The organism is Aquisalinus luteolus, from assembly GCF_009712425.2.
GTDB classification, from domain to species: domain Bacteria; phylum Pseudomonadota; class Alphaproteobacteria; order Caulobacterales; family Parvularculaceae; genus Aquisalinus; species Aquisalinus luteolus.
Genome location: NZ_VCJR02000001.1, coordinates 403691 through 422264 on the forward strand (window position 1 = coordinate 403691; position 18574 = coordinate 422264).

An 18574-nucleotide genomic window follows, 5' to 3' on the forward strand; every position below is an offset into this window, starting at 1 on the left:
AACGCCGTGTTCAATTTCTCGGTCTCCACCAGCCCGGCCACTTGGCGCCAGGCCTTGTTCTTCTTCGGCATCGTGATTTTCATGATCGGCGCCTTGATGCTGATCCCTGCCTTTGCCGAGCTCGTATATGGCGAGCCGGGACAATATTCGTTTGCGATGAGCGCCCTCATGACCATGGTGATTGGCTTGATGGTCGGCATCGCCATGTGGAACCGGGAATTCGGGGCAATCCGCACACGCCATGCCTTTTTGCTGATCGGCGGGCTGTGGCTCGTTGTACCGCTCTTCTCCGCGATTCCCTTGCTCGGCTATGGGCTGAACATGGCCGAGGCCTATTTTGAGATGGCGTCCGGCTTCACCACGACCGGCGCGACTGTCATCAGCGGTCTCGATGAGGCGCCGCGCAGCCTGCATCTGTGGCGCTCCATGTCGCAATGGATCGGCGGCATCGGTATCATCGTCATGGCGATTTTCATCCTGCCTTTCCTGCGCGTCGGCGGCATGCAGCTGTTCAGGGTGGAAAGCTGGGAAGGGACGGAGAAGATTTTCCCGCATACAACGGCGCTCATAGGGTGGATCTTCGCCGTCTACGTATTCTTTTCCATTGCCTGCTTCCTTCTCTATGTCGCGGGCGGGATGAGCGAATACGATGCGCTGAACCACATGATGACGACCGTCTCCACCGGGGGCTATTCGACCCATGATGCTTCGTTCGGCTATTTCGACTCGGCGTTCCTGGAATGGGTCTGCATTGTCTTTATGACACTCGGGGCGCTGCCGTTCCTGTTCTTTCTGAAACTCGTTTTTGTTCGCGGCCAGACGCGCGAGGGCGATTCGCAGGTCGAATTTTTCCTGTTGATGGTCGGCACGATCTCCATTCTCACCGCCTTCTGGCTGGCGATCACGACGGAGACCGGCCTGCTCGATGCTCTCCGGAGGGTCACCTTCCATGTCATCTCGATCGTCACCACGACCGGTTATGCGACGGAGGACTACCAGCTCTGGGGGCCGGGTGCCGTCATGCTGTTCTTCCTGCTGACCTTCCTTGGCGGCTGCGCCGGCTCGACATCGGGTGGCATCAAGGCCTATCGCCTGGTCATCCTGCTGAAGCTCATCCGCTCACGTTTGTTGAAGCTGCAGACGCCCAACCGCATCGTGCCGATCACCTTCAACGGCCGCGATGTGACCGAGGACACGATCGTCTCGATCCTGACCTTTCTGACCCTGTTCACCATGTCGATACTCATCGGGGCCTTGCTCCTGTCTTTCAGCGGCATGGATTTCATTACGGCGCTGACAGCAAGCGCTACAGCTATCTGCAATGTCGGTCCCGGATTGGGCGAAATCATAGGTCCTGCCGGCAATTTCGCTTCGATGAACGCCTATGACGAAATAATCGTCAGCTTCCTGATGATTCTCGGCCGTCTCGAGATTTTTGCCGTCCTGATGCTCTTCGATCCGGAGTTCTGGCGCTACTGACCTTGCCTTTTTGCGCTGCAGCATTATACTCGTTTAAAGCACATGAACTTGTGCCTGTAGCGGGTGTTCCGGGGGACTGAAGAGGCAAAAAGGGAAATTACTACCTATGGGCAGATTGATCGGGGTTTCAAACCGCACCGCAGCCGACCCGAACGCCAGGGCAGGCGGGTTGGCAGTCGCTCTCTGGGACGCACTCGTTTCCTCGAATGGCACATGGTTCGGTTGGAGCGGGCGCACGGTTGACGAGGCGCGCGGTATCGAGATGTTTTCCGACGATGGTGTCGACTTTGCCCTTGTCGATCTTACACATGAAGAGCATGAACGCTTCTATCTCGGTTATTCGAACCGCGCCTTGTGGCCAATCTTTCACTATCGCACTGATCTTGCCAATTTCGACGATGAGGACTTTGCCGGCTATGAGGCTGTCAATCACCGCTTCGCCCGTCTCCTGTCGAAGCAATTGAAGCCTGACGATGTCGTCTGGGTGCATGACTATCATTTCTGCCTGATGGGGGAGGAGCTTCGCCAGCACGGCTTTGACGGCCGCATCGGCTATTTCCTGCACATTCCGTTCCCGGCGCCTGAAGTATTCCGTACACTGCCGGAGCATACGCGGCTTGCCAGGGCGATGACCGCTTATAATCTCCTCGGCTTCCAGACAGACGACCACCGCGCCAATTTCGAACGTTACCTGCTGGAGTTTGCAGGCGGGCGGAAGAATGAGGATGGCACCATATCAGTCCACGGGCGAACGGTCCGGTTGAAAGCCTATCCGATCGGTATCGATGTCGATGATTTCGCCGCACTGGCAGAGAAAGACAAGGCGCGTGAGGCCAGCAGCCGCATCGGGAAGTTCCTCGGCGGTCGCGAACTGGTTCTGGGCGTCGATCGTATGGACTATTCCAAGGGCCTGCCCCAGCGTTTCGAGGCGGTCGGGCGCATGATCCGTGATTATCCGGACCTGCATGGCAAGGTCTCCTATACCCAGATCGCGCCGCCATCGCGCACCAAGGTCGACGAGTATGCTGAGCTTCGCGAACAGCTCGACCAGCTGTCAGGCTCCATCAATGGCGACCATGGCGACCTCGACTGGATTCCCATCCGCTATCTTGCCCGCTCCTACACACGCGATGAGCTCGCGGGGCTTTATCGCATCGCCCGCGTCGGTCTCGTCACGCCGCTACGCGATGGCATGAACCTTGTCGCCAAGGAATTCATTGCCGCGCAGGACCCCCATGATCCCGGCGTGCTCGTCTTGTCCCATTTCGCCGGCGCTGCCTCGCAGATGCCGGAGGCGCTGCTGGTCAACCCTTATGACACACACGAGGTTGCCGACGCCATTTATCGCGCGATCCACATGCCGCTGGAAGAACGCAAGGAGCGCTGGAATGCCATCAACGAGACGATCCGGGAGAAGGATATCTTTTGGTGGCGTCAGAGTTTCCTGCACGACCTCGGCCATATCGACGTGGACAGCGACATTGCACCGGTTGAACTGAACGGCGCAGCCTGACACTCTGCCGACTTGCCCTATGTTAGTTCACAGAGTGCGCAGGCGAGGGCGCCTGCCAGACCCCGGATTGCAGATGACGAACAAGACCTACCCACCCCTGCCGGAAAAGGGCCAGGCCCTGTTTCTCGACTTTGACGGAACGCTTGCCCCCTTGCAGGATGATCCGGATACGGTTGCACTTGTTGACGGTGTCGCACCGCTGCTGTGCGAACTTGCTGACAAGCTGGAAGGGGCGCTGGCCATCATCAGCGGGCGTGATATCGATGACCTCTGCAAACGGGTGCCAGATACACTCTGGAGGCTTGGCAATCATGGCCAGAACGTCATGGCGCCGGGGTCAGCGGCGCTGACCCGCACCGACACGGCGCCCGCTGAAGTCATCGACGGATTGACCGCCCTCTCTGCCGACTATCCGGGTACAAAACTGGAGAACAAGGGGTCGGTACTCGCGCTTCACTATCGTGCCTGCCCGGAACAGGGCGAGGCGTTACTGGCCGCCGCCCGGCAGGTTGTCGGGTCGGTAGAAGGCTACAGCGTTCAGGGCGGCAAGATGGTGATCGAGGCAAAGCCCGGCGGGGCAAACAAGGGTCTCGCCATACGCGAGATAATGAGGCAACCGCCATTTGCCGGCCTGACGCCGGTGATGGCCGGTGATGATGTCACCGACGAGGATGGTTTCGAGGCCGTGCTTGACCTTGGCGGTTATGCCGTGAAAATTGGTGGGGGAGAGAGCGTGGCCACCTATCGCCTTTCCTCCCCTGAAGCTGTAGCCGACTGGCTGGAAAAGGGAACTGCCTGATGGATGGGAATACACCGCCTGTACTGAATAAACCGTCTCTTGAACTGGGGATGGTGGGCAATGGTACTATTGCCGGTCTGATCGATGAGCAGGGGGCTTATGGCTGGCTCTGCCTGCCGCGTCTCGATGGCAAGCCTGTCTTTAACGCATTGCTGGGCGGCAGCGGAACCTTCGCGGTTGAGCTTGAGGGTTTCGTGCGCAGTCGCCAGTACTATATCCGCAACACAGCTGTTCTGTGTACGGTGCTTGAGGCCGAGGATGGCAGTGCTGTCGAGATCACGGACTTTGCGCCACGCTTCGAGGCGCGCGAGCGCACCTTCCAGCCCATGGGTATCGTACGCCGCCTGCGGCCGATTTCCGGGACGCCGCGCATCAAGGTGTTGCTGAAGCCCTCGACCGGTTGGGACAACAAGCCGTTGCAGGTTACCCGTGGTGTCAGCCATGTCCGCTTTGCCAGCGAATCGCTTGGCTTCCGCGTTACCACGGATGCGCCGATCTCCTATGTAATGAGCGAGACATCTTTCCTGCTCGACAAGCCATTGTCGTTTCTTTGCGGGCCGGATGAATCGGTTTCGGAGGGGGTGAATACCCTGTCGCGGGAATGGGAGGAGCGTACCGTCGCCTACTGGCAGAACTGGTCCCGCCGTCTCGCCATTCCGTTCGAATGGCAGGAGGCGGTCATCCGCGCCGCCATCACGCTGAAAATGTGCGTATACGAAGAAACTGGCGGCATCATCGCGGCGGCAACGTCTTCCATCCCCGAGCATGAAGGCTCGGAGCGCAACTGGGATTACCGCTTCTGCTGGATCAGGGATGCCTATTTCACCGTTACGGCGCTGAACCGCCTGTCCTCCGTCGGGACACTGGAAATCTATCTGCGCTTCCTGCGCAATGTCGTCGCCTCGACCAAGGGCGGACACATCCAGCCCGTCTACGGCATCAGCCTGGAGCAGCAGCTGGAGGAAAAGATCGCCGACGCGCTGCCCGGTTATCGCGGGCACAAGCCGGTTCGCTTCGGCAACCAGGCGGCGGAACACATCCAGCATGACGTCTACGGACAGGTCATCCTCGGCGCGTCGCAGGCCTTTTTCGATACACGCCTGCGCAATCAGGCCGGCATCGCCGAATTCCGCCAGCTGGAACAGGTCGGCGAACGTGCCTGGGCCATGCATAACGAGCCCGATGCCGGCATCTGGGAATATCGCACGATCAGCCAGGTGCACACGTCCTCGGCGCTGATGTGCTGGGCCGCCTGCGACAGGCTCGGCAAGATCGCTGCCTATCTCGGTGATGGCGCGCGCGCCGATTACTGGAACGAGCGTGCATCGAAAGTGCGAGAGACGATCTATGACAAGGCCTGGAACGACAAGATCAAGGCATTCACCGGCGCCTATGGCGGGGAGGCCCTCGATGCTTCGGTTTTGCTGATGGCCGAAGTCGGCTTCCTGCCAAAGGACGATCCGCGTTTCGTTGCCACGGTCGACGCCGTCGACAAACAGCTGCGCCATGGCATGCATGTCTATCGCTACAAGGCGCCGGACGATTTCGGCACGCCCGAAACCGCGTTCACCGCCTGCACCTTCTGGCACATCGACGCGCTGGCCCATATCGGGCGCAAGGAGGAGGCGCGCGAGATCTTCGAGGACCTGCTGTCCATGCGCAACAAGCTGGGCCTGCTGTCGGAAGATCTCGACCCGAAGACCGGCCAGCTCTGGGGCAACTTCCCGCAGACCTATTCCATGGTCGGTATCATCAACTCCGCAACAAGGCTGTCCAGTCGCTGGGCTGAATCAATATGACGAAAACCCGGGCCGAGGATAAACCGGCCCGGTTCATGTCGTGCAGACTGAACGGCTATCGGAAGCCTAATGTGCCCGACCGTTGATGTGTGCCGCCGGGCCGACATGGTGGACGGCGGTAAACTCCGGCCAGAACTCCGAATAGTCGCCAGTCAGCTCTTCGCCCTCGGCGATATCGCGGCGCGCGAAACCCTTGTCCGGACCGGTAAAATCCGTGTTCGGATCGAAGGAATGGTTCATGAACCGGCCATTGTCGCTTTCATAAATCACATAGCGCGGGTCCGGCGCGTGCGGGTAGGAATAGCGCATCAGCAGTTCACGATTCGCCATCTCGCCGTCTTCCAGCACGCTGCGCGGGATCAGCAGGTCGAACCGGTGGTCGAGTTTCCAGATAAGCTGGCCTTTTTTGATGGCTTCACCAGCAAACACGCCAACGCCTTCAATGGCGCTCGCGGCGACAAAGGTCTTGATCAACAACATGAGTTGTCTGTCTCTCCAGAGAAATAGGGGACCAGCCGCTTCCGCCGTTAGCATGCGTCTCACCGTCGAGGCGTTATTCCGCGCGTGCTGTCTGATCGCTTCAATAGGATGATATCTTTTGCGCCAAATACAAGAGGGAAAAGAGAGGGCGGCCTTAATTTAATCTTTGCGGCCAGAGGGTTGTAGCAGGGCGGCGCGGGCGAGGCGTTTTGTGCCCTCGACATAGTCCGCCTGCGACCAGCCGCAGTCGATGGTCAGCTGTTCCCAGTTCCTGACCGACAGCAGCGTCCACAAGATGTCGGTTGCTGCTGTTTCGGAATAATCCGGGTTTAGAGCGCCTGCTTCCTTCAGGGCACGGATCGCTGCTGCACATCCATGGCGCACGGCCTGCATACGGTCACCCCACGCAGCCCGGGCCGCTTCATCGGTATCCATCATGGCCATGAAGGCGCGGCCTATGCCGTAAATCTCCGGAATGTATCCGCCCCATGCCTCGATGAAGGCATCGAGCCGGTTAATGCCTGTCGCCGCCCGGCTGGCGGCAAGACGTTCATCGATATTCTTGACCTCATCGATATAGCGCGCCGTCGCGATCAGCAGTTCGGCTCGTGTCGGATAATGCAGATAGAGCGCCTGACGGCTGATGCCGGCCTCTTTCGCAATGTCGCCGACGCGCACGGCCTTGTGCGGGGAGGCTTCCAGCATTTTCCAGGCGGCTGTGAGGATCGCTTCTCGGGTAGGGAGATTTTTTCTTGACATGGTGTCAAGGTATACATATTTGACACCATGTCAACTTTACACAGTGTCAAGAAGGAGAGAGATCCATGACCGACTTTGAAACCAATTCGATTGAAAACCGCCCCGTCCTCGTTACCGGCGGCACCGGCAAGACCGGCCGCCGTATCGCCGAGCGTCTGACCGCCCGCGGCGTGCCGGTGATCATCGGCACGCGTTCGGCCTCGCCGGCTTTCAACTGGGACGCGCCGGAAACCTGGGCGCCTGCACTGCGCGGTGTCGGTGCCGTCTATATCGCCTATTCCCCCGATCTCGCCGTGCCGGGTGCCACGGGCATCATCGCCCGTTTTGTCGAGGTTGCGGTGGCGGCCGGCGTCTCCCGCCTTGTGGTCCTTTCGGGCCGGGGAGAGGAAGAGGCACAGGCCTGCGAGCGCCTCGTGCAGGCCTCGGGTATCGAATGGACCGTGGTTCGGGCTTCCTGGTTCAACCAGAATTTCTCGGAAGGCGAGTTCATCGACATGGTCCAGTGGGGCCTGCTGGCACTGCCGGCGGGACAGATCGCCGAACCCTTCGTCGATGCAGACGATATCGCCGATGTCGCCGTCGCCGCCCTGACGGAGCCCGGCCATGCCGGCCGCGTCTATGAAGTGACAGGCCCGCGACTGCTGACCTTTGGCGATGTGGCGCAAGAGCTGTCCCGCGCGGCCGGTCGGCCGGTGCGCTATGCCGACATTCCGCACGAGGCCTTTATCGAGGCGCTGACCCAGTCCGGCGCGCCCGAGATCATTGTCTGGCTGATGGATTACCTGTTCTCGACCGTTCTGGACGGGCGCAACCAGCACCTCGGCACCGGCGTGCAGGAAGCCCTTGGTCGCGAGCCGACCGATTTCGCCGCTTGGGCCGCGCGGGTTGCCGCCAGTGGCGTCTGGCAGAAAGCCGCCTGAGCGCAGGAAGGAGAAAATTCATGTCCTACGATGTCCTGATCTATGCGAGCGTCGCTGTCGGTCTTTCGGCAGCCCTCGTTGCCGGTGTCTTCCAGTCCTTCTCCGACTTCGTGATGGACGGGCTGATCGCCGCGGAAGAGGGCGGCATGCGCGCCATGCAGGCGCTGAACCGCACGGTAATGCGCTCTGCTTTCCTGGCCATGCTGCTCGGGCTGGTGCCGGTCACCGTCGGTCTCGCCTTTGTGGCAGGCAGGCTCGCCACCGGGCCAGCTGCCTTATGGATGACCGCCGGTGCCATGGTTTACGTGTTCGGCGCGTTCCTCGTCACCATCGTCGGCAACGTGCCGATGAACCGCCGGCTCGATCGGCTTGACGGTCACAGTCCGGACGGGCTGTCCTACTGGCACCGATATGGTGTGCGGTGGACGCAGCTGAACCATGTCCGCACGCTGGCGTCAGCAGCGACGGCTGGCTGTTTCATCATGGCGGCGGTGGAGCTCGCCGCAGGGCAGGGGTAATGTCCCGTCAAACATCAAGCCGATGGCGGGGTTTGGCCGGTTGACAGCCCCGCCATCGCGCCCTAGAACCCGCGCTTCTGATGACGGGAAATGCGTGAACCGCCGTTGAGATTGCATGCCGGATGGGCCGGTATGCCGGGCCGCATTGAAGAAAAGGAAATCGCATGTCCAAGAGACATACGGTCAAGTACAAGATCGATCGCCGCGTAGGCGAAAACATCTGGGGCCGCCCCAAATCTCCGTTCAACCGCCGCGAAACCAAGCCGGGCATGCATGGTGCCCGCCGTCAGGGCAAGCTGTCCGACTTCGGCATCCAGCTGATGGCCAAGCAGAAGCTCAAGGGCTATTACGGCAACATCACGGAAAAACAGTTCGCCAAGATCTATGAAGAGGCTGACCGCCGCAAGGGCAACACGGCCGAGAACCTGATCGGCCTGCTGGAAAGCCGCCTCGACGCGATCGTCTACCGCGCGAAATTCGTGCCGACCGTCTTTGCTGCCCGCCAGTTTGTCAACCACGGCCATGTCATGGTCAACGGCGTGCGCACCAACATTCCGTCCTATCGCTGCCAGCCGGGCGACGTCATCGAGATCCGTGAGAAGTCCAAGAACATGGCGCTCGTTCTCGAAGCCCTGCAGCTGCCGGAACGTGACATCCCCGACTATGTCGAAGTCGATCCAAAGAAAATGACCGCGACTTTCGTCCGGATCCCGGAATTTGCCGAAGTGCCCTATGCCGGAACGATGGAACCGAACCTCGTCGTCGAATTCTACGCTTCCTAGGTGTTTGCTGCTGGCTCTGGGCTGGCGGCATACCTTGCTTGCACACGAAAAAGCCCGCGCGATCTGCGCGGGCTTTTTCAATTCTGTCTGTCATGACGGCAGAACCGTCACTCAGGTTTATAATGGTGTTGCATTCACCGTCATGACAAAGCCGGTGAACCCGACAATGGCTGCAACGGTGCCGATTCCGAGCCAGGCAAAGACCTGCCACGTCATCGAATGGTTATCAAAGAAGCTATCCGTTTCACCGTGATAGCCAGTATCGTCTGTAATATGAGCCATCTTAAATACTCCTGACTAGTATGTGTCATAGAACTGTCATACTATATGGGCAACGAGTGCGCCCTGTCAAGCGATAACCCGCAATCAGTGCGCAAAGTGCGCACTGAGGGCGCTAAGATGATGATTTTGGCCGATATTTGGATTTCTGATTAATTGCTTTCAGCTTCCCCGGCCGGGGCGTCGTGCTCTGTCTCGCCCTTTACATCGAGCGACTCACCCAGCGTATCTTCGACATAAAGCATCTGCACCATCACATAGAGAACAACGGTGATCGGCGTGGCGAAAACAGCGCCCAGCGGCCCGAACAGGGTGGTGAAGGCAAGGATCGAGAACAGGGTCAGCACCATGGGCAGGCTGGCGGTGCGGTTCATGACATAGGGTGTCAGAAAATTGCTCTCGACCTGCTGCACGCCGACATAGATCGCCAGTGCCCAGGTAAAGGGTACCCAGCCCATCGATGCGGCAATGATCAGCCCCGGAATCGCCGACACGATCGGCCCGATCAGCGGCACGAACTGGGCAAGACCCGCCAGCAGGCCCAGGATAAGCCATGAGGGCACCCCGACCAGCAACAGGCCGAGGCTGACGAGGATCGCGATGACGCTCATGGAGATGAGTTGTCCGATCAGCCAGCCCTTCAAAGACCGGCCACAGGCATTCATCACCGACCTGACACGGTCCCGCGACTGTGATGGCAGCAGCAAGAGCATACCGTCGCGATAGCTGACAGGACGGGAGGCAAGCATGACGCCCGCAACGATGATGACGACAAGGCCGACTACAGAATTGACGACATTACTGACAAGCCCGCGCAGATAGCTGAGGGCGACACCTGCCTGTTCGCTGGCGCTGTTCCACGCCTGCATGGCCACTTCACCGAACGGGCTCGTCTCGACAGAAGAGCGGACCTGCTCCACGGAGCGCGGCAGCTCATCCAGGAAAGTGTCGATCTGTGCCGCAAGCTGGCTGCCAAAAAGCCAGGCAAGACCGGCGAGGATGAGAACCAGAATCAGAATGGCGCTGAGGACAGCATATTTCTTCTGCATCTTCAGCCGACGATGTAGCGGGTCCGCGATCAGGTGGATGATGACGGCTACAACCACGGCACCGGTCGCCATCAGGAAGACAGTCGACAGTTTTATCGCGGCATAGGTCAGGGCGATCAGCCCCAGAATGAACAAGGCCCGCACGATGAAAGTGCGGGTCAGGGCAGCATGTCGGGAGGCGATATCGCCTTTGGGAGAAGATGCGTCAGGCATGCCTCACTAATGCGTGAGGTGCCTGATGGTTTCATCTCGTGGAACAGCAATACGAAAGATCCTCAGGCGTCCTGCTGGATCAGGCCCTTTTCGGCGAGGAATGGCTTCAGCTCGCCATTCTCGAACATCTCGCGGACGATGTCACAGCCGCCCACGAATTCACCCTTCACATATAGCTGGGGGATGGTCGGCCAGTCGGAAAACTCCTTGATGCCCTGGCGCAACTCGTCACTGGCGAGCACGTTTTCAGAGCCATAGTCGACGCCGACATAGTCAAGGATCTGAACGACAGCCGCCGAGAAACCGCATTGCGGAAATTGCGGCGTGCCCTTCATGAACAGCATCACCGGGTTGGCGTCGATCTGGGACTGGATGTGGCTCTTGATATCGGACATGGGAATACTTCCTTTTGCGTACGGGCCGCAGATGGGGTCGGACGTACCTGAAGTCAACGCCGCCATCCGGGTTCATCTGCCCTCTTGTTATCTGTCGGACGCGATGGCCGCAAGCCGCATCATGAGATCGTGAGGCAGCTCTCTCTGCGCAGCGGCGATATTCGCTTCCAGATGTGCCAGGCGTGTCGTTGTCGTCATCGCGCAGTCGACGGCGGGGTTGGCGAGGGTGAAGGCGAGGGCGAGGGAAGGGGCGTCCCAGCCTTCCACCTCGTGCAGCCATTGGGCTTGCGCGGCCTTGCCTAATTGCTGTCGATTTCGCACCAGCGCGCGGGCGATATACCAGCCATCGGCGAGACTTTTCGGCAGGAAGAAACCGCGCCGGTACAGCCCCTGGCCAAGCGGCGCGATGGCGGTGATTTTCTTGCCGGCGGAGGAAGCCTCGTCGAACAGCGTTTCATGCCGCCGGTCGAACAGATTATAAGTCCCCATCAGCACGTCGACGCTGTCCTCCTGCGCAGCGCGGGCAAGATGGGAACCTTCGGAACAGACCCCTGTTTGCCTGATCAGGCCTGCCTCTTGCAGGTCTGCCAGCACAGGCAGAGAGGTCGTCAGTTCATGTTCATCGGGTCCATGCAGATAGAGGATTTCCAGCGTGTCGAGTCCAAGCCGTTTGAGGCTCTGTTCGACGAGGCGGCGGATGGTTTCGCCGGAGAAGTCGCGCCGGCGTCGTCCCTCCTCATCGAGAAAGTTTCCGACCTTGGTCGACACCTGCAGGGACTTGGCCGCAGCCGGGCCGAGTGATTTGATCACGGTACCAAGGCGCTCTTCAGCCTTGCCGTAAAGTGGGCTCGTATCGAAGACGCGGATGTCGCGCTCGATCGCCCCTTCAATCAGCGCTGTGGCTTTGGCGTCGCTGAACCAGTCGGTGCCGAGCGGGCCTGATATACCCATTCCCAGCCTACCCTGATCAGAACGAGAAAGACCCGGACGCGCTTGCGGCCGGGTCTCGTCATTTTGCGTGGTCTCATCCATGCGGGATGAAAGCCCTGATTCTAGAGAATTGTCCTTTACAGGATCGTTTGGCCAGTGCCTTCCCAATCCTTGACGAAATCGGCGAGGCCCTTGTCGGTCAGCACGTGGTTGAGGAGGGCATTGAACACTTTCGGCGGAATGGTCGAAACGTCGGCGCCTGCCTTGGCAGCTTCGATGCAATGGCTGGCAGAGCGGATCGAGGCAGCGAGAATTTTCGTCTCATAGCCGTAATTGTCATAGATCTGGCGGATATCGTGGATGAGCTCCATGCCATCAAGGCCGAGATCATCCAGACGGCCGATGAAGGGCGAGATATAGGTCGCGCCGGCCTTGGCAGCGAGCCATGCCTGGTTCGGCGTGAAGCACAGAGTCACGTTTGTCTTGATGCCTTCCTCGGTCAGGGTCTTGCAGGTTTTCAGGCCTGCCCAGGTCAGTGGCAGCTTGACGACGACATTGTCCGCGATCTGGGCGAGGCGCTTGCCTTCCTTCAGCATCATGTCGGCTTCGGTCGAGGCAACCTCGGCGGAGACCGGACCGGTCGTCATCTCGCAGATTTCCGCGATCACTTCCTTGAAGTCGCGCCCCGCCTTGGCGATCAGCGACGGGTTGGTCGTGCACCCGTCGACGAGGCCGGTGTCGAACGCGGCTTTGAGTTCCTTGGTATCAGCGGTATCGATGAAGATCTGCATGTCTTTCCCTATGGTTTGGTTGTTTTCCTGCACCGTTCTCGTGCGTCCTATAGCATGACCGGCAGGGCCTGTCGCGGCCCCGGCGCCCATCATGGCAACACATGGTGACGTTTTCATGATAACGCTATCATAAATCCATCGAAATGGCCAGAGCTTGATCAGTTCGAACTGGCTTCGCGCTGGATTTCCGCATTGGTCTCCGCGCCGATGCATATGGCGAAGGCGGAGATCCACAGCCACATCATCAGGGCGATCGCCGCCCCCAGCGAGCCGAAGGTCTCGTTATAGACCTCGAAGCGGGACAGGTAGAAGGAAAAGGCGATTGAGGCCATGAGCCAGATCAGGGCACCGAGCAGGGCACCCGGCCATAGCCGTTTCGGCCTGATGCGTTCACCACCAGCCGTGCGAGGGTGGGCGATGCGATAGAAGGAATACACTGCTCCGAAGAACAATGCGAACATCATCAGCCAACGGAATGTATGGAGCAGGGCATCGGTAAAGGCACCGAGGCGCAGTGCCTCGATGATCGGAGGGAAGGCACTGATGATGGCGATCGACAGAAGTGCGAAGAATATCCCCGCAATGGTAAAGCCCAGCGCCAGCATGTTCTGTTGAAAGAAGCCGCGCTTGTGATCCTTGTTGATTGTCACCGTCATGGCAGACAGCAGCGCATTCACGGCGCGCGATGCGCTCCACAACACCAGGGCGAGTGACGCAATTGCCCCCCAGGAAAGTTTCCCCTCCTGTGCCTCGGCAATGCGGATCATCTGGTTGGCGATAAGCTCGAACGCATCCTCAGGCACGATCCCGCTCAGCAGGGTCAGGTGATTGCCCAGCTGGTCCGGGCTGTTGAACAGTCCCCAGATCATCAGGGCAAAGGCGATGGCCGGGAAGATCGACAGGAAGGCGTAGAAGGCAACACCGCCGGCAATCAGCCCGATATTGTCATTGCCGATACTGGCGAGGATGCGCGAGACCGGTTTTTCCACTCTCTGATAGAGACCGTAAAGCGGCAGTTTTTCCAGCCGGTCTTGTATCTGGGTAATCATGCCTGCCGTCGCCCCCGTTATCATGCAAGTCTGCACACCGTTATCGGTAACGGGTCTCGACGGGGGATGGTTCCGGTGGGAAGGTTTTACCTTATCCGCCCGGTTCTACATCCCCTGGCGGTCAGGCAGGCCGTATTCGCGGCGTTCACGGTTGACGCGGGTGTTCATCTCGACCTCGATTTCCTTGAAGCGCTGGTCGTTGCGCAACGGGTCGAGGGCCATCGAGCCGAGAGAGAAGTCGCTGACCAGCCCGGCATCCATCCAGTCCTGCAAGTGGCCAAGGGCGGCATCCTTATCGCCTGCGACAGCTTCATAATAGGTCAGGTTCCCGGCCATGTTCATGGCCGATGCGCCTTTTCCTCTTTCCAGTTCGATCGCCTCGCGCATGTATTCCAGTGCTTCCGCCAGTCGCTCGGTATCGCCTGTCACCTTGAAGGCGTTGGCAAGATAAGTCAGCCAGGCAAGCGCGTCATTCGGCGATTCATCGATCGCTTCCTCGATAGAGTCATAATAACGATCGAAATAGGCGATCATTTCCTCCGGCATCTGGCACTCGTCATAGACAATGAAAGCCAGTCCCAGCATGAAGGCACCTGCGTCGTCGGGTGTTGGCATATTCTCCAGTTCTGCCAGTGCTTCTTCCGTTCGTCCGAGTACGGCCAGAACGACAGGGCGCTGATAGAACATCGCCAGTTCAAGGGACCTTTCATACTCGCCAAGCTTGCCCATTTCGATTGTGGCGCTGGACTGCAGGACAGTGCTGCTGGCGTCCAGCTCAAGGGCGCGGTCGAAATAGGTCGCGGCCTCCGATACATCGCCCCGTGATTGCGCCACGAAGCCCCGGGCCATGAGCGTGTCCTTGGTGTCGCCCTTTACACGCTCCATGCGGTCGATCAGTGCTTCGGCCTTCTCGTATGCGCCGGTGTAGGCATAGTCATTGATCAGATTGTTGAAGGCGGGTCCGAACAGGGGGTCGGTTTCGACGATTTCTTCATAGACCTTGCGCTGTTCCGCTGAGTCCCCATTGCTCAGATAGGCCGTGGCCAGCCATGTCTTGGCTTCCGACAGGCCTGGATTGAGCTCGATGGCGAGACGCAGGGTGGCGATCACCTCGTCCAGATCCCCGTTGAGATTGGACAGGGCGAGCCCCTTGGCACCATAGGCCTCACCAAGGGACCGGTCGAGAACGATTGCCTTCTCCGCCATCTCAAGAGACTTCTGCGCAGCCTCGAGTTGCGGCCGGTCACCATAGGAGCCGGGCGAATTGGACAGCAGCACGTTGACGATCGCCTTCTGCGCCCAGGCAGGGGCATAGGCGGGGTCTATCTCCACGGCCCGGTCGAGCAGGCGTTCTGCCTGCTCCATCTTGTCCTTGTCGCGGGTGTAGATCAGCTGGCGCGCCTGCAGGTAGAGGTCGAAGGCGGCAAAGTCGCTCGGCGCGTCTTCCTCTGCGGCATCCTCGCCCAGCCATTCGGTGCGCAGGGCCCTGGTAATCTCTGCAGCGATCTCGTCCTGCACGGCAAAGATGTCAGACAGGTCACCCTCGAACGTATCCGAATAGACGTGATAGCCATTCGAGGTATTGATCAGCTGCGCCGTCACCCGGATCTGGTTGCCGGACTTGCGTACCGACCCTTCGAGGATATGCGCGACATTCAGGATATCCCCGATCTCGCGCAGGTCGCGATTGTCGCCCTTGAAAGCGAATGATGAGGTGCGCCCGGCGATTTGAAGCCCGTCGATCTTGGCCAGGACGTTCAACAGCTCCTCGGACAGGCCATCGGCGAAATATTCCTGGTCCCCTTCGGCTGACATGTCGGCGAAGGGCAGGACGGCGATGGACTTGTCGCTGAGGTCTGCACCGGAAGCGGCAGGGGCAGTCGAGGTCACCTGAACCGCCGGGCCATTGTCATCGAGGCGCGGAATGAAGCGGTCGCCCAGCACGATGGCCGCGACGATCACAAGGCCGCCCAGCAAGGCATAATCGAGCTTGCGCCCGGTGCGGTCCGTGATGCTGTCTTCGGGGCTCACGGCAGCGGTGCGCTTGACGCCTTGCGGTGTCATTTCGAATGCCCAGGCAAAGATGATCGCGATGGGGAATCCGATCAGGAGAAGGGAAGTGACGACCGCGTCGAACCAGGACGGCATTTCCAGCGCCGCTTCCAGCGCCACGGCGATCTGCACCAGCAGCCAGCTGATGACGGCATAGACGCCAGCAATGCGGAACACATTCCGCCTGCGCAACTCCCTGAAAAGCTTGTCCAATCGGGGCTCCCCTCACACTCTCCTGCGACCAGTGGTATCATGGTTGCGACGGGAAGTCTAAGCGGCAATGAGCAGATTATTCCGCCAGCTGCGCGAGCCCGGCCCGCAATTCGGGGAGACCGAAGCCCTTCTCCGAGGACGTCGCCGCGATGAAGGGGAAGGCGGCCGGGCGGCGGGCGATTTTCTCCGCCGTCTTCGCCTTCAGCTTCTCAAGCTCGGTCGGCTTGATCTTGTCCGTCTTGGTCAGGACGATTTGGTACGGCACGGCGGCGACATCGAGCATCTTCATGATCTCAATGTCGAGATCCTTCAGCCCGTGGCGCGAATCGATCAGCAGGCAGACGCGGCGCAGGGTCACCCGGCCTTTCAGGTAATCGCGGATCAGGCGGTTCCACCCGGCGACTTCCTTCTTCGACGCCTTGGCATAGCCGTAGCCCGGCAGGTCGACGAGGCGCAGCCGGTCATTTAGGTTGAAGAAGTTCAGCTCGCGCGTGCGCCCCGGCGTGTTGGAGGTGCGCGCCAGCGCTTTTCGGCCGGTGATCGCATTGAGAAGGGACGACTTGCCGACATTGGAGCGCCCGGCAAAGGCAACCTCCGGCATGACCGGCGGGGGCAGAGTCTCCATCGACACGACCCCGAGCATGAAATCGCACGGGCCGGCGAACAGCACGCGGCCAGTTTCGATCTCCTGCTCGGAAAATTCATTGTCCATTACTTGGAATCATTCGCCGAGGCAGGCTTCTTCTCGCCATTCTTGCCGAAGCTCTGCTTGATATTGCCAAAGATATCCACGTCCGCGCCATGGCGCTTCATGATCACATATTGCTGGATTACGCCCAGGAAGGTGTTCCAGAACCAGTACAGGACGAGGCCTGCCGGGAACGGCGCGAAGATGAACAGGAAGATCAGCGGCATGAAGTTGAAGATCATCGCCTGCGTCGGGTCTGGCGGCGGCGGGTTCAGCTTCGTCTGGAAGAACATCGCGATCGCCATCAGGATCGGCAACAGGCCGATGGCCAGGTAGGTACCGACCACAGGAATCGTGGCGACATCCCACGGCGCCAGGCCGAACAGGTTCAGCAGCACGGCCGGGTCAGGCGCGGTCAGGTCCTGGATGTACAGGAAAGGCTCGTGACGCAGCTCGATGGTCACGAACAGCACCTTGTAGAGCGCGAAGAAGATCGGCATCTGCATGATGACCGGCAGGCAACCGGCGAGCGGATTGATGTTGTACTTCTTGTACAGCGCCATCATCTCCTGCTGCTGCTTCATCTTGTCGTCCTTGTAGCGCTCCTGCAGCTTCTTCAGCTCGGGCTGGACCTTTCGCATGCCGGCCATGGAGGCATAGCTCTTGTTGGCCAGCGGGAAGAGGACGGCCTTGATGACCAGCGTCAGCAACAGGATGGCAACGCCGTAATTGCCGGTCAGCTCGGCAAAGAAATGCATCAGCCAGAAGATCGGACGGGTCAGGAAGAAGAAATTGCCCCAGTCGACGGCCTTGTCGAAATCCAGGACACCGAGACCGCCTTCCTCGACCGGCTCTTCATAATGATTGAGGATTTCCATGCGCTTGGCGCCGCCGAACATATAACCCTGATAGGTCCATGTCTCACCCGGCTCTACCACCTGCTGCGCGCCGCGATATTGCGAACGGTAGACAGGGTTGTCGCGCGTGGTGTTCGGCTCGTGGCCCATATTGGCGCGGTAGACGAGTGACTGGTCGGGGATCGCAGCGGCCAGCCAGTTCTTGGATGTCAGGCCGACCCAACCGCCGGAAACGCCTTCTGCGGAGCGCTCTTCTTTCTTGTAGACATTGTTGTATTTGCGCTCTTTCAGGCCGACAGAGCCGAGCACACCGACCGGGCCTTCATGCAGGATCATGAAGTTTCTCAGGAAGGGCGGGTCGCCGCGCTGAACCGTCAGGCCGAACGGTGCGACGATGGCGCGCTCGCCAGTCGTATTCTCCACCGTGCGCGTGACATCGAACATGTACTGGTCGTCGATGCCGATGGTCATGGTGTGGACGAGGCCGCCTTCGGTGCGGGTCAGGGTGACGTCATTATCGACAGTCAGCACAGCGCCTTCCGGGGCGGTCCAGATCGCCGTGCGGTCATCCTGCAGTGGGCTGTCACCGGCCCGGGCGATAGCGCCGGTCTGCATGTAGTGCCCATACTGCGTCTCGCGCGGATTGAGCATGATCACGATTGGCGAACTCTCATCCGGGGTTTCGTGATACTGCTTCAGGCTGAGGTCATCGATGACGGCGCCCTGCAAATTGATCGAGCCGGTCACCATCGGCGTGTCGATGCGTACGCGGCCCGGCGCGAGGGCGAGGGCTTCTTCCCGGGTCAGGATGCGATTGACATCGGAGGGATCCTCCAGCGTGCCGAGATCGCCAACAGCCTGCTCGTCGACCTGCATCGCCTGCTGTGCCTGGCGCTGCGCTTCCATCGCGTCGCGCTGGGGCTGCATGTAGAAGACATCCCACAGCAGCAAAAGGCCCATGGAAACGGCGACAGCGATGATGAGATTACGATTGTCCATTGAATATTCC

At 59.7% G+C, this 18574-nt stretch carries 18 protein-coding genes; 7 read left to right on the top strand and 11 right to left on the bottom strand.

The genetic code is table 11. The features are described 5' to 3' along the window. Positions 1 to 6: 6 nt before the first annotated feature. The 4 genes from FF098_RS01755 (at position 7) to FF098_RS01770 (ending at position 5590) form a co-directional block, all read left to right on the top strand. On the top strand, positions 7 to 1479 hold the full coding sequence (locus FF098_RS01755) for a TrkH family potassium uptake protein (protein ID WP_155136516.1): 1473 nt from the start codon (positions 7 to 9) through the stop codon (positions 1477 to 1479). Positions 1480 to 1585: 106 nt separating this feature from the next. Then, positions 1586 to 2992, top strand: coding sequence for an alpha,alpha-trehalose-phosphate synthase (UDP-forming) (locus FF098_RS01760; protein WP_155136519.1), 1407 nt, complete (start codon positions 1586 to 1588; stop codon positions 2990 to 2992). 73 nt (positions 2993 to 3065) lie between these two features. After that, positions 3066 to 3791: a trehalose-phosphatase gene (otsB, locus tag FF098_RS01765; RefSeq protein ID WP_155136522.1), complete on the top strand. Its 726-nt coding sequence runs from the start codon at positions 3066 to 3068 to the stop codon at positions 3789 to 3791. Next, complete coding sequence (locus tag FF098_RS01770; protein ID WP_155136525.1) at positions 3791 to 5590, top strand: glycoside hydrolase family 15 protein; 1800 nt, start codon at positions 3791 to 3793, stop codon at positions 5588 to 5590. Before otsB ends, FF098_RS01770 begins: the two co-directional genes overlap by 1 nt. A gap of 66 nt (positions 5591 to 5656) precedes the next feature. Here FF098_RS01770 and FF098_RS01775 read toward each other — a convergent pair whose 3' ends face one another. Beyond that, the gene (locus FF098_RS01775) at positions 5657 to 6070 is read right to left on the bottom strand and encodes an SET domain-containing protein (protein ID WP_155136528.1); all 414 of its coding nucleotides are present in this window, start codon (positions 6068 to 6070) and stop codon (positions 5657 to 5659) included. Between the two features lie 159 nt (positions 6071 to 6229). Continuing rightward, positions 6230 to 6829, bottom strand: a complete 600-nt coding sequence (locus FF098_RS01780; RefSeq protein WP_155136531.1) for a TetR/AcrR family transcriptional regulator — start codon at positions 6827 to 6829, stop codon at positions 6230 to 6232. A 65-nt stretch (positions 6830 to 6894) separates the two neighbouring features. Here FF098_RS01780 and FF098_RS01785 point away from each other — a divergent pair, with 65 nt between their 5' ends. The 3 genes from FF098_RS01785 to rpsD all read left to right on the top strand — a co-directional run bounded on the left by FF098_RS01785 (position 6895) and on the right by rpsD (position 9049). Next, positions 6895 to 7749 carry an NAD(P)H-binding protein gene (locus FF098_RS01785; RefSeq protein WP_155136534.1) on the top strand — a complete coding sequence of 285 codons (855 nt, stop codon included), beginning with the start codon at positions 6895 to 6897 and terminating at the stop codon, positions 7747 to 7749. Between the two features lie 20 nt (positions 7750 to 7769). Continuing rightward, positions 7770 to 8267: an anthrone oxygenase family protein gene (locus tag FF098_RS01790; RefSeq protein WP_155136537.1), complete on the top strand. Its 498-nt coding sequence runs from the start codon at positions 7770 to 7772 to the stop codon at positions 8265 to 8267. 164 nt (positions 8268 to 8431) lie between these two features. Then, the gene (rpsD, locus tag FF098_RS01795) at positions 8432 to 9049 is read left to right on the top strand and encodes a 30S ribosomal protein S4 (protein ID WP_155136540.1); all 618 of its coding nucleotides are present in this window, start codon (positions 8432 to 8434) and stop codon (positions 9047 to 9049) included. Positions 9050 to 9166: 117 nt separating this feature from the next. On the opposite strand, the gene FF098_RS01800 is transcribed toward rpsD, so the two are convergent. The 9 genes from FF098_RS01800 to yidC form a co-directional block, all read right to left on the bottom strand. Then, complete coding sequence (locus FF098_RS01800) at positions 9167 to 9331, bottom strand: hypothetical protein (RefSeq protein WP_155136543.1); 165 nt, start codon at positions 9329 to 9331, stop codon at positions 9167 to 9169. A gap of 149 nt (positions 9332 to 9480) precedes the next feature. Next, positions 9481 to 10590, bottom strand: coding sequence for an AI-2E family transporter (locus FF098_RS01805; RefSeq protein WP_155136545.1), 1110 nt, complete (start codon positions 10588 to 10590; stop codon positions 9481 to 9483). Positions 10591 to 10652: 62 nt separating this feature from the next. Beyond that, a complete protein-coding gene (gene grxD / locus FF098_RS01810; RefSeq protein WP_155136548.1) occupies positions 10653 to 10985 on the bottom strand; it encodes a Grx4 family monothiol glutaredoxin in 333 nt (110 codons plus the stop codon). Between the two features lie 87 nt (positions 10986 to 11072). Next, complete coding sequence (locus FF098_RS01815) at positions 11073 to 11936, bottom strand: aldo/keto reductase (RefSeq protein ID WP_166426272.1); 864 nt, start codon at positions 11934 to 11936, stop codon at positions 11073 to 11075. Positions 11937 to 12052: 116 nt separating this feature from the next. Beyond that, positions 12053 to 12706: a fructose-6-phosphate aldolase gene (gene fsa, locus FF098_RS01820; protein WP_155136554.1), complete on the bottom strand. Its 654-nt coding sequence runs from the start codon at positions 12704 to 12706 to the stop codon at positions 12053 to 12055. A gap of 158 nt (positions 12707 to 12864) precedes the next feature. Then, complete coding sequence (locus FF098_RS01825) at positions 12865 to 13779, bottom strand: YihY/virulence factor BrkB family protein (RefSeq protein ID WP_155136557.1); 915 nt, start codon at positions 13777 to 13779, stop codon at positions 12865 to 12867. Positions 13780 to 13860: 81 nt separating this feature from the next. Beyond that, entirely contained in the window at positions 13861 to 16020 is a 2160-nt protein-coding gene (locus tag FF098_RS01830) for a tetratricopeptide repeat protein (protein WP_155136560.1), read from the bottom strand. A gap of 76 nt (positions 16021 to 16096) precedes the next feature. After that, on the bottom strand, positions 16097 to 16732 hold the full coding sequence (yihA, locus tag FF098_RS01835; protein ID WP_155136563.1) for a ribosome biogenesis GTP-binding protein YihA/YsxC: 636 nt from the start codon (positions 16730 to 16732) through the stop codon (positions 16097 to 16099). Next, on the bottom strand, positions 16732 to 18564 hold the full coding sequence (gene yidC, locus FF098_RS01840; protein ID WP_155136566.1) for a membrane protein insertase YidC: 1833 nt from the start codon (positions 18562 to 18564) through the stop codon (positions 16732 to 16734). Before yidC ends, yihA begins: the two co-directional genes overlap by 1 nt. Positions 18565 to 18574: the final 10 nt, after the last annotated feature.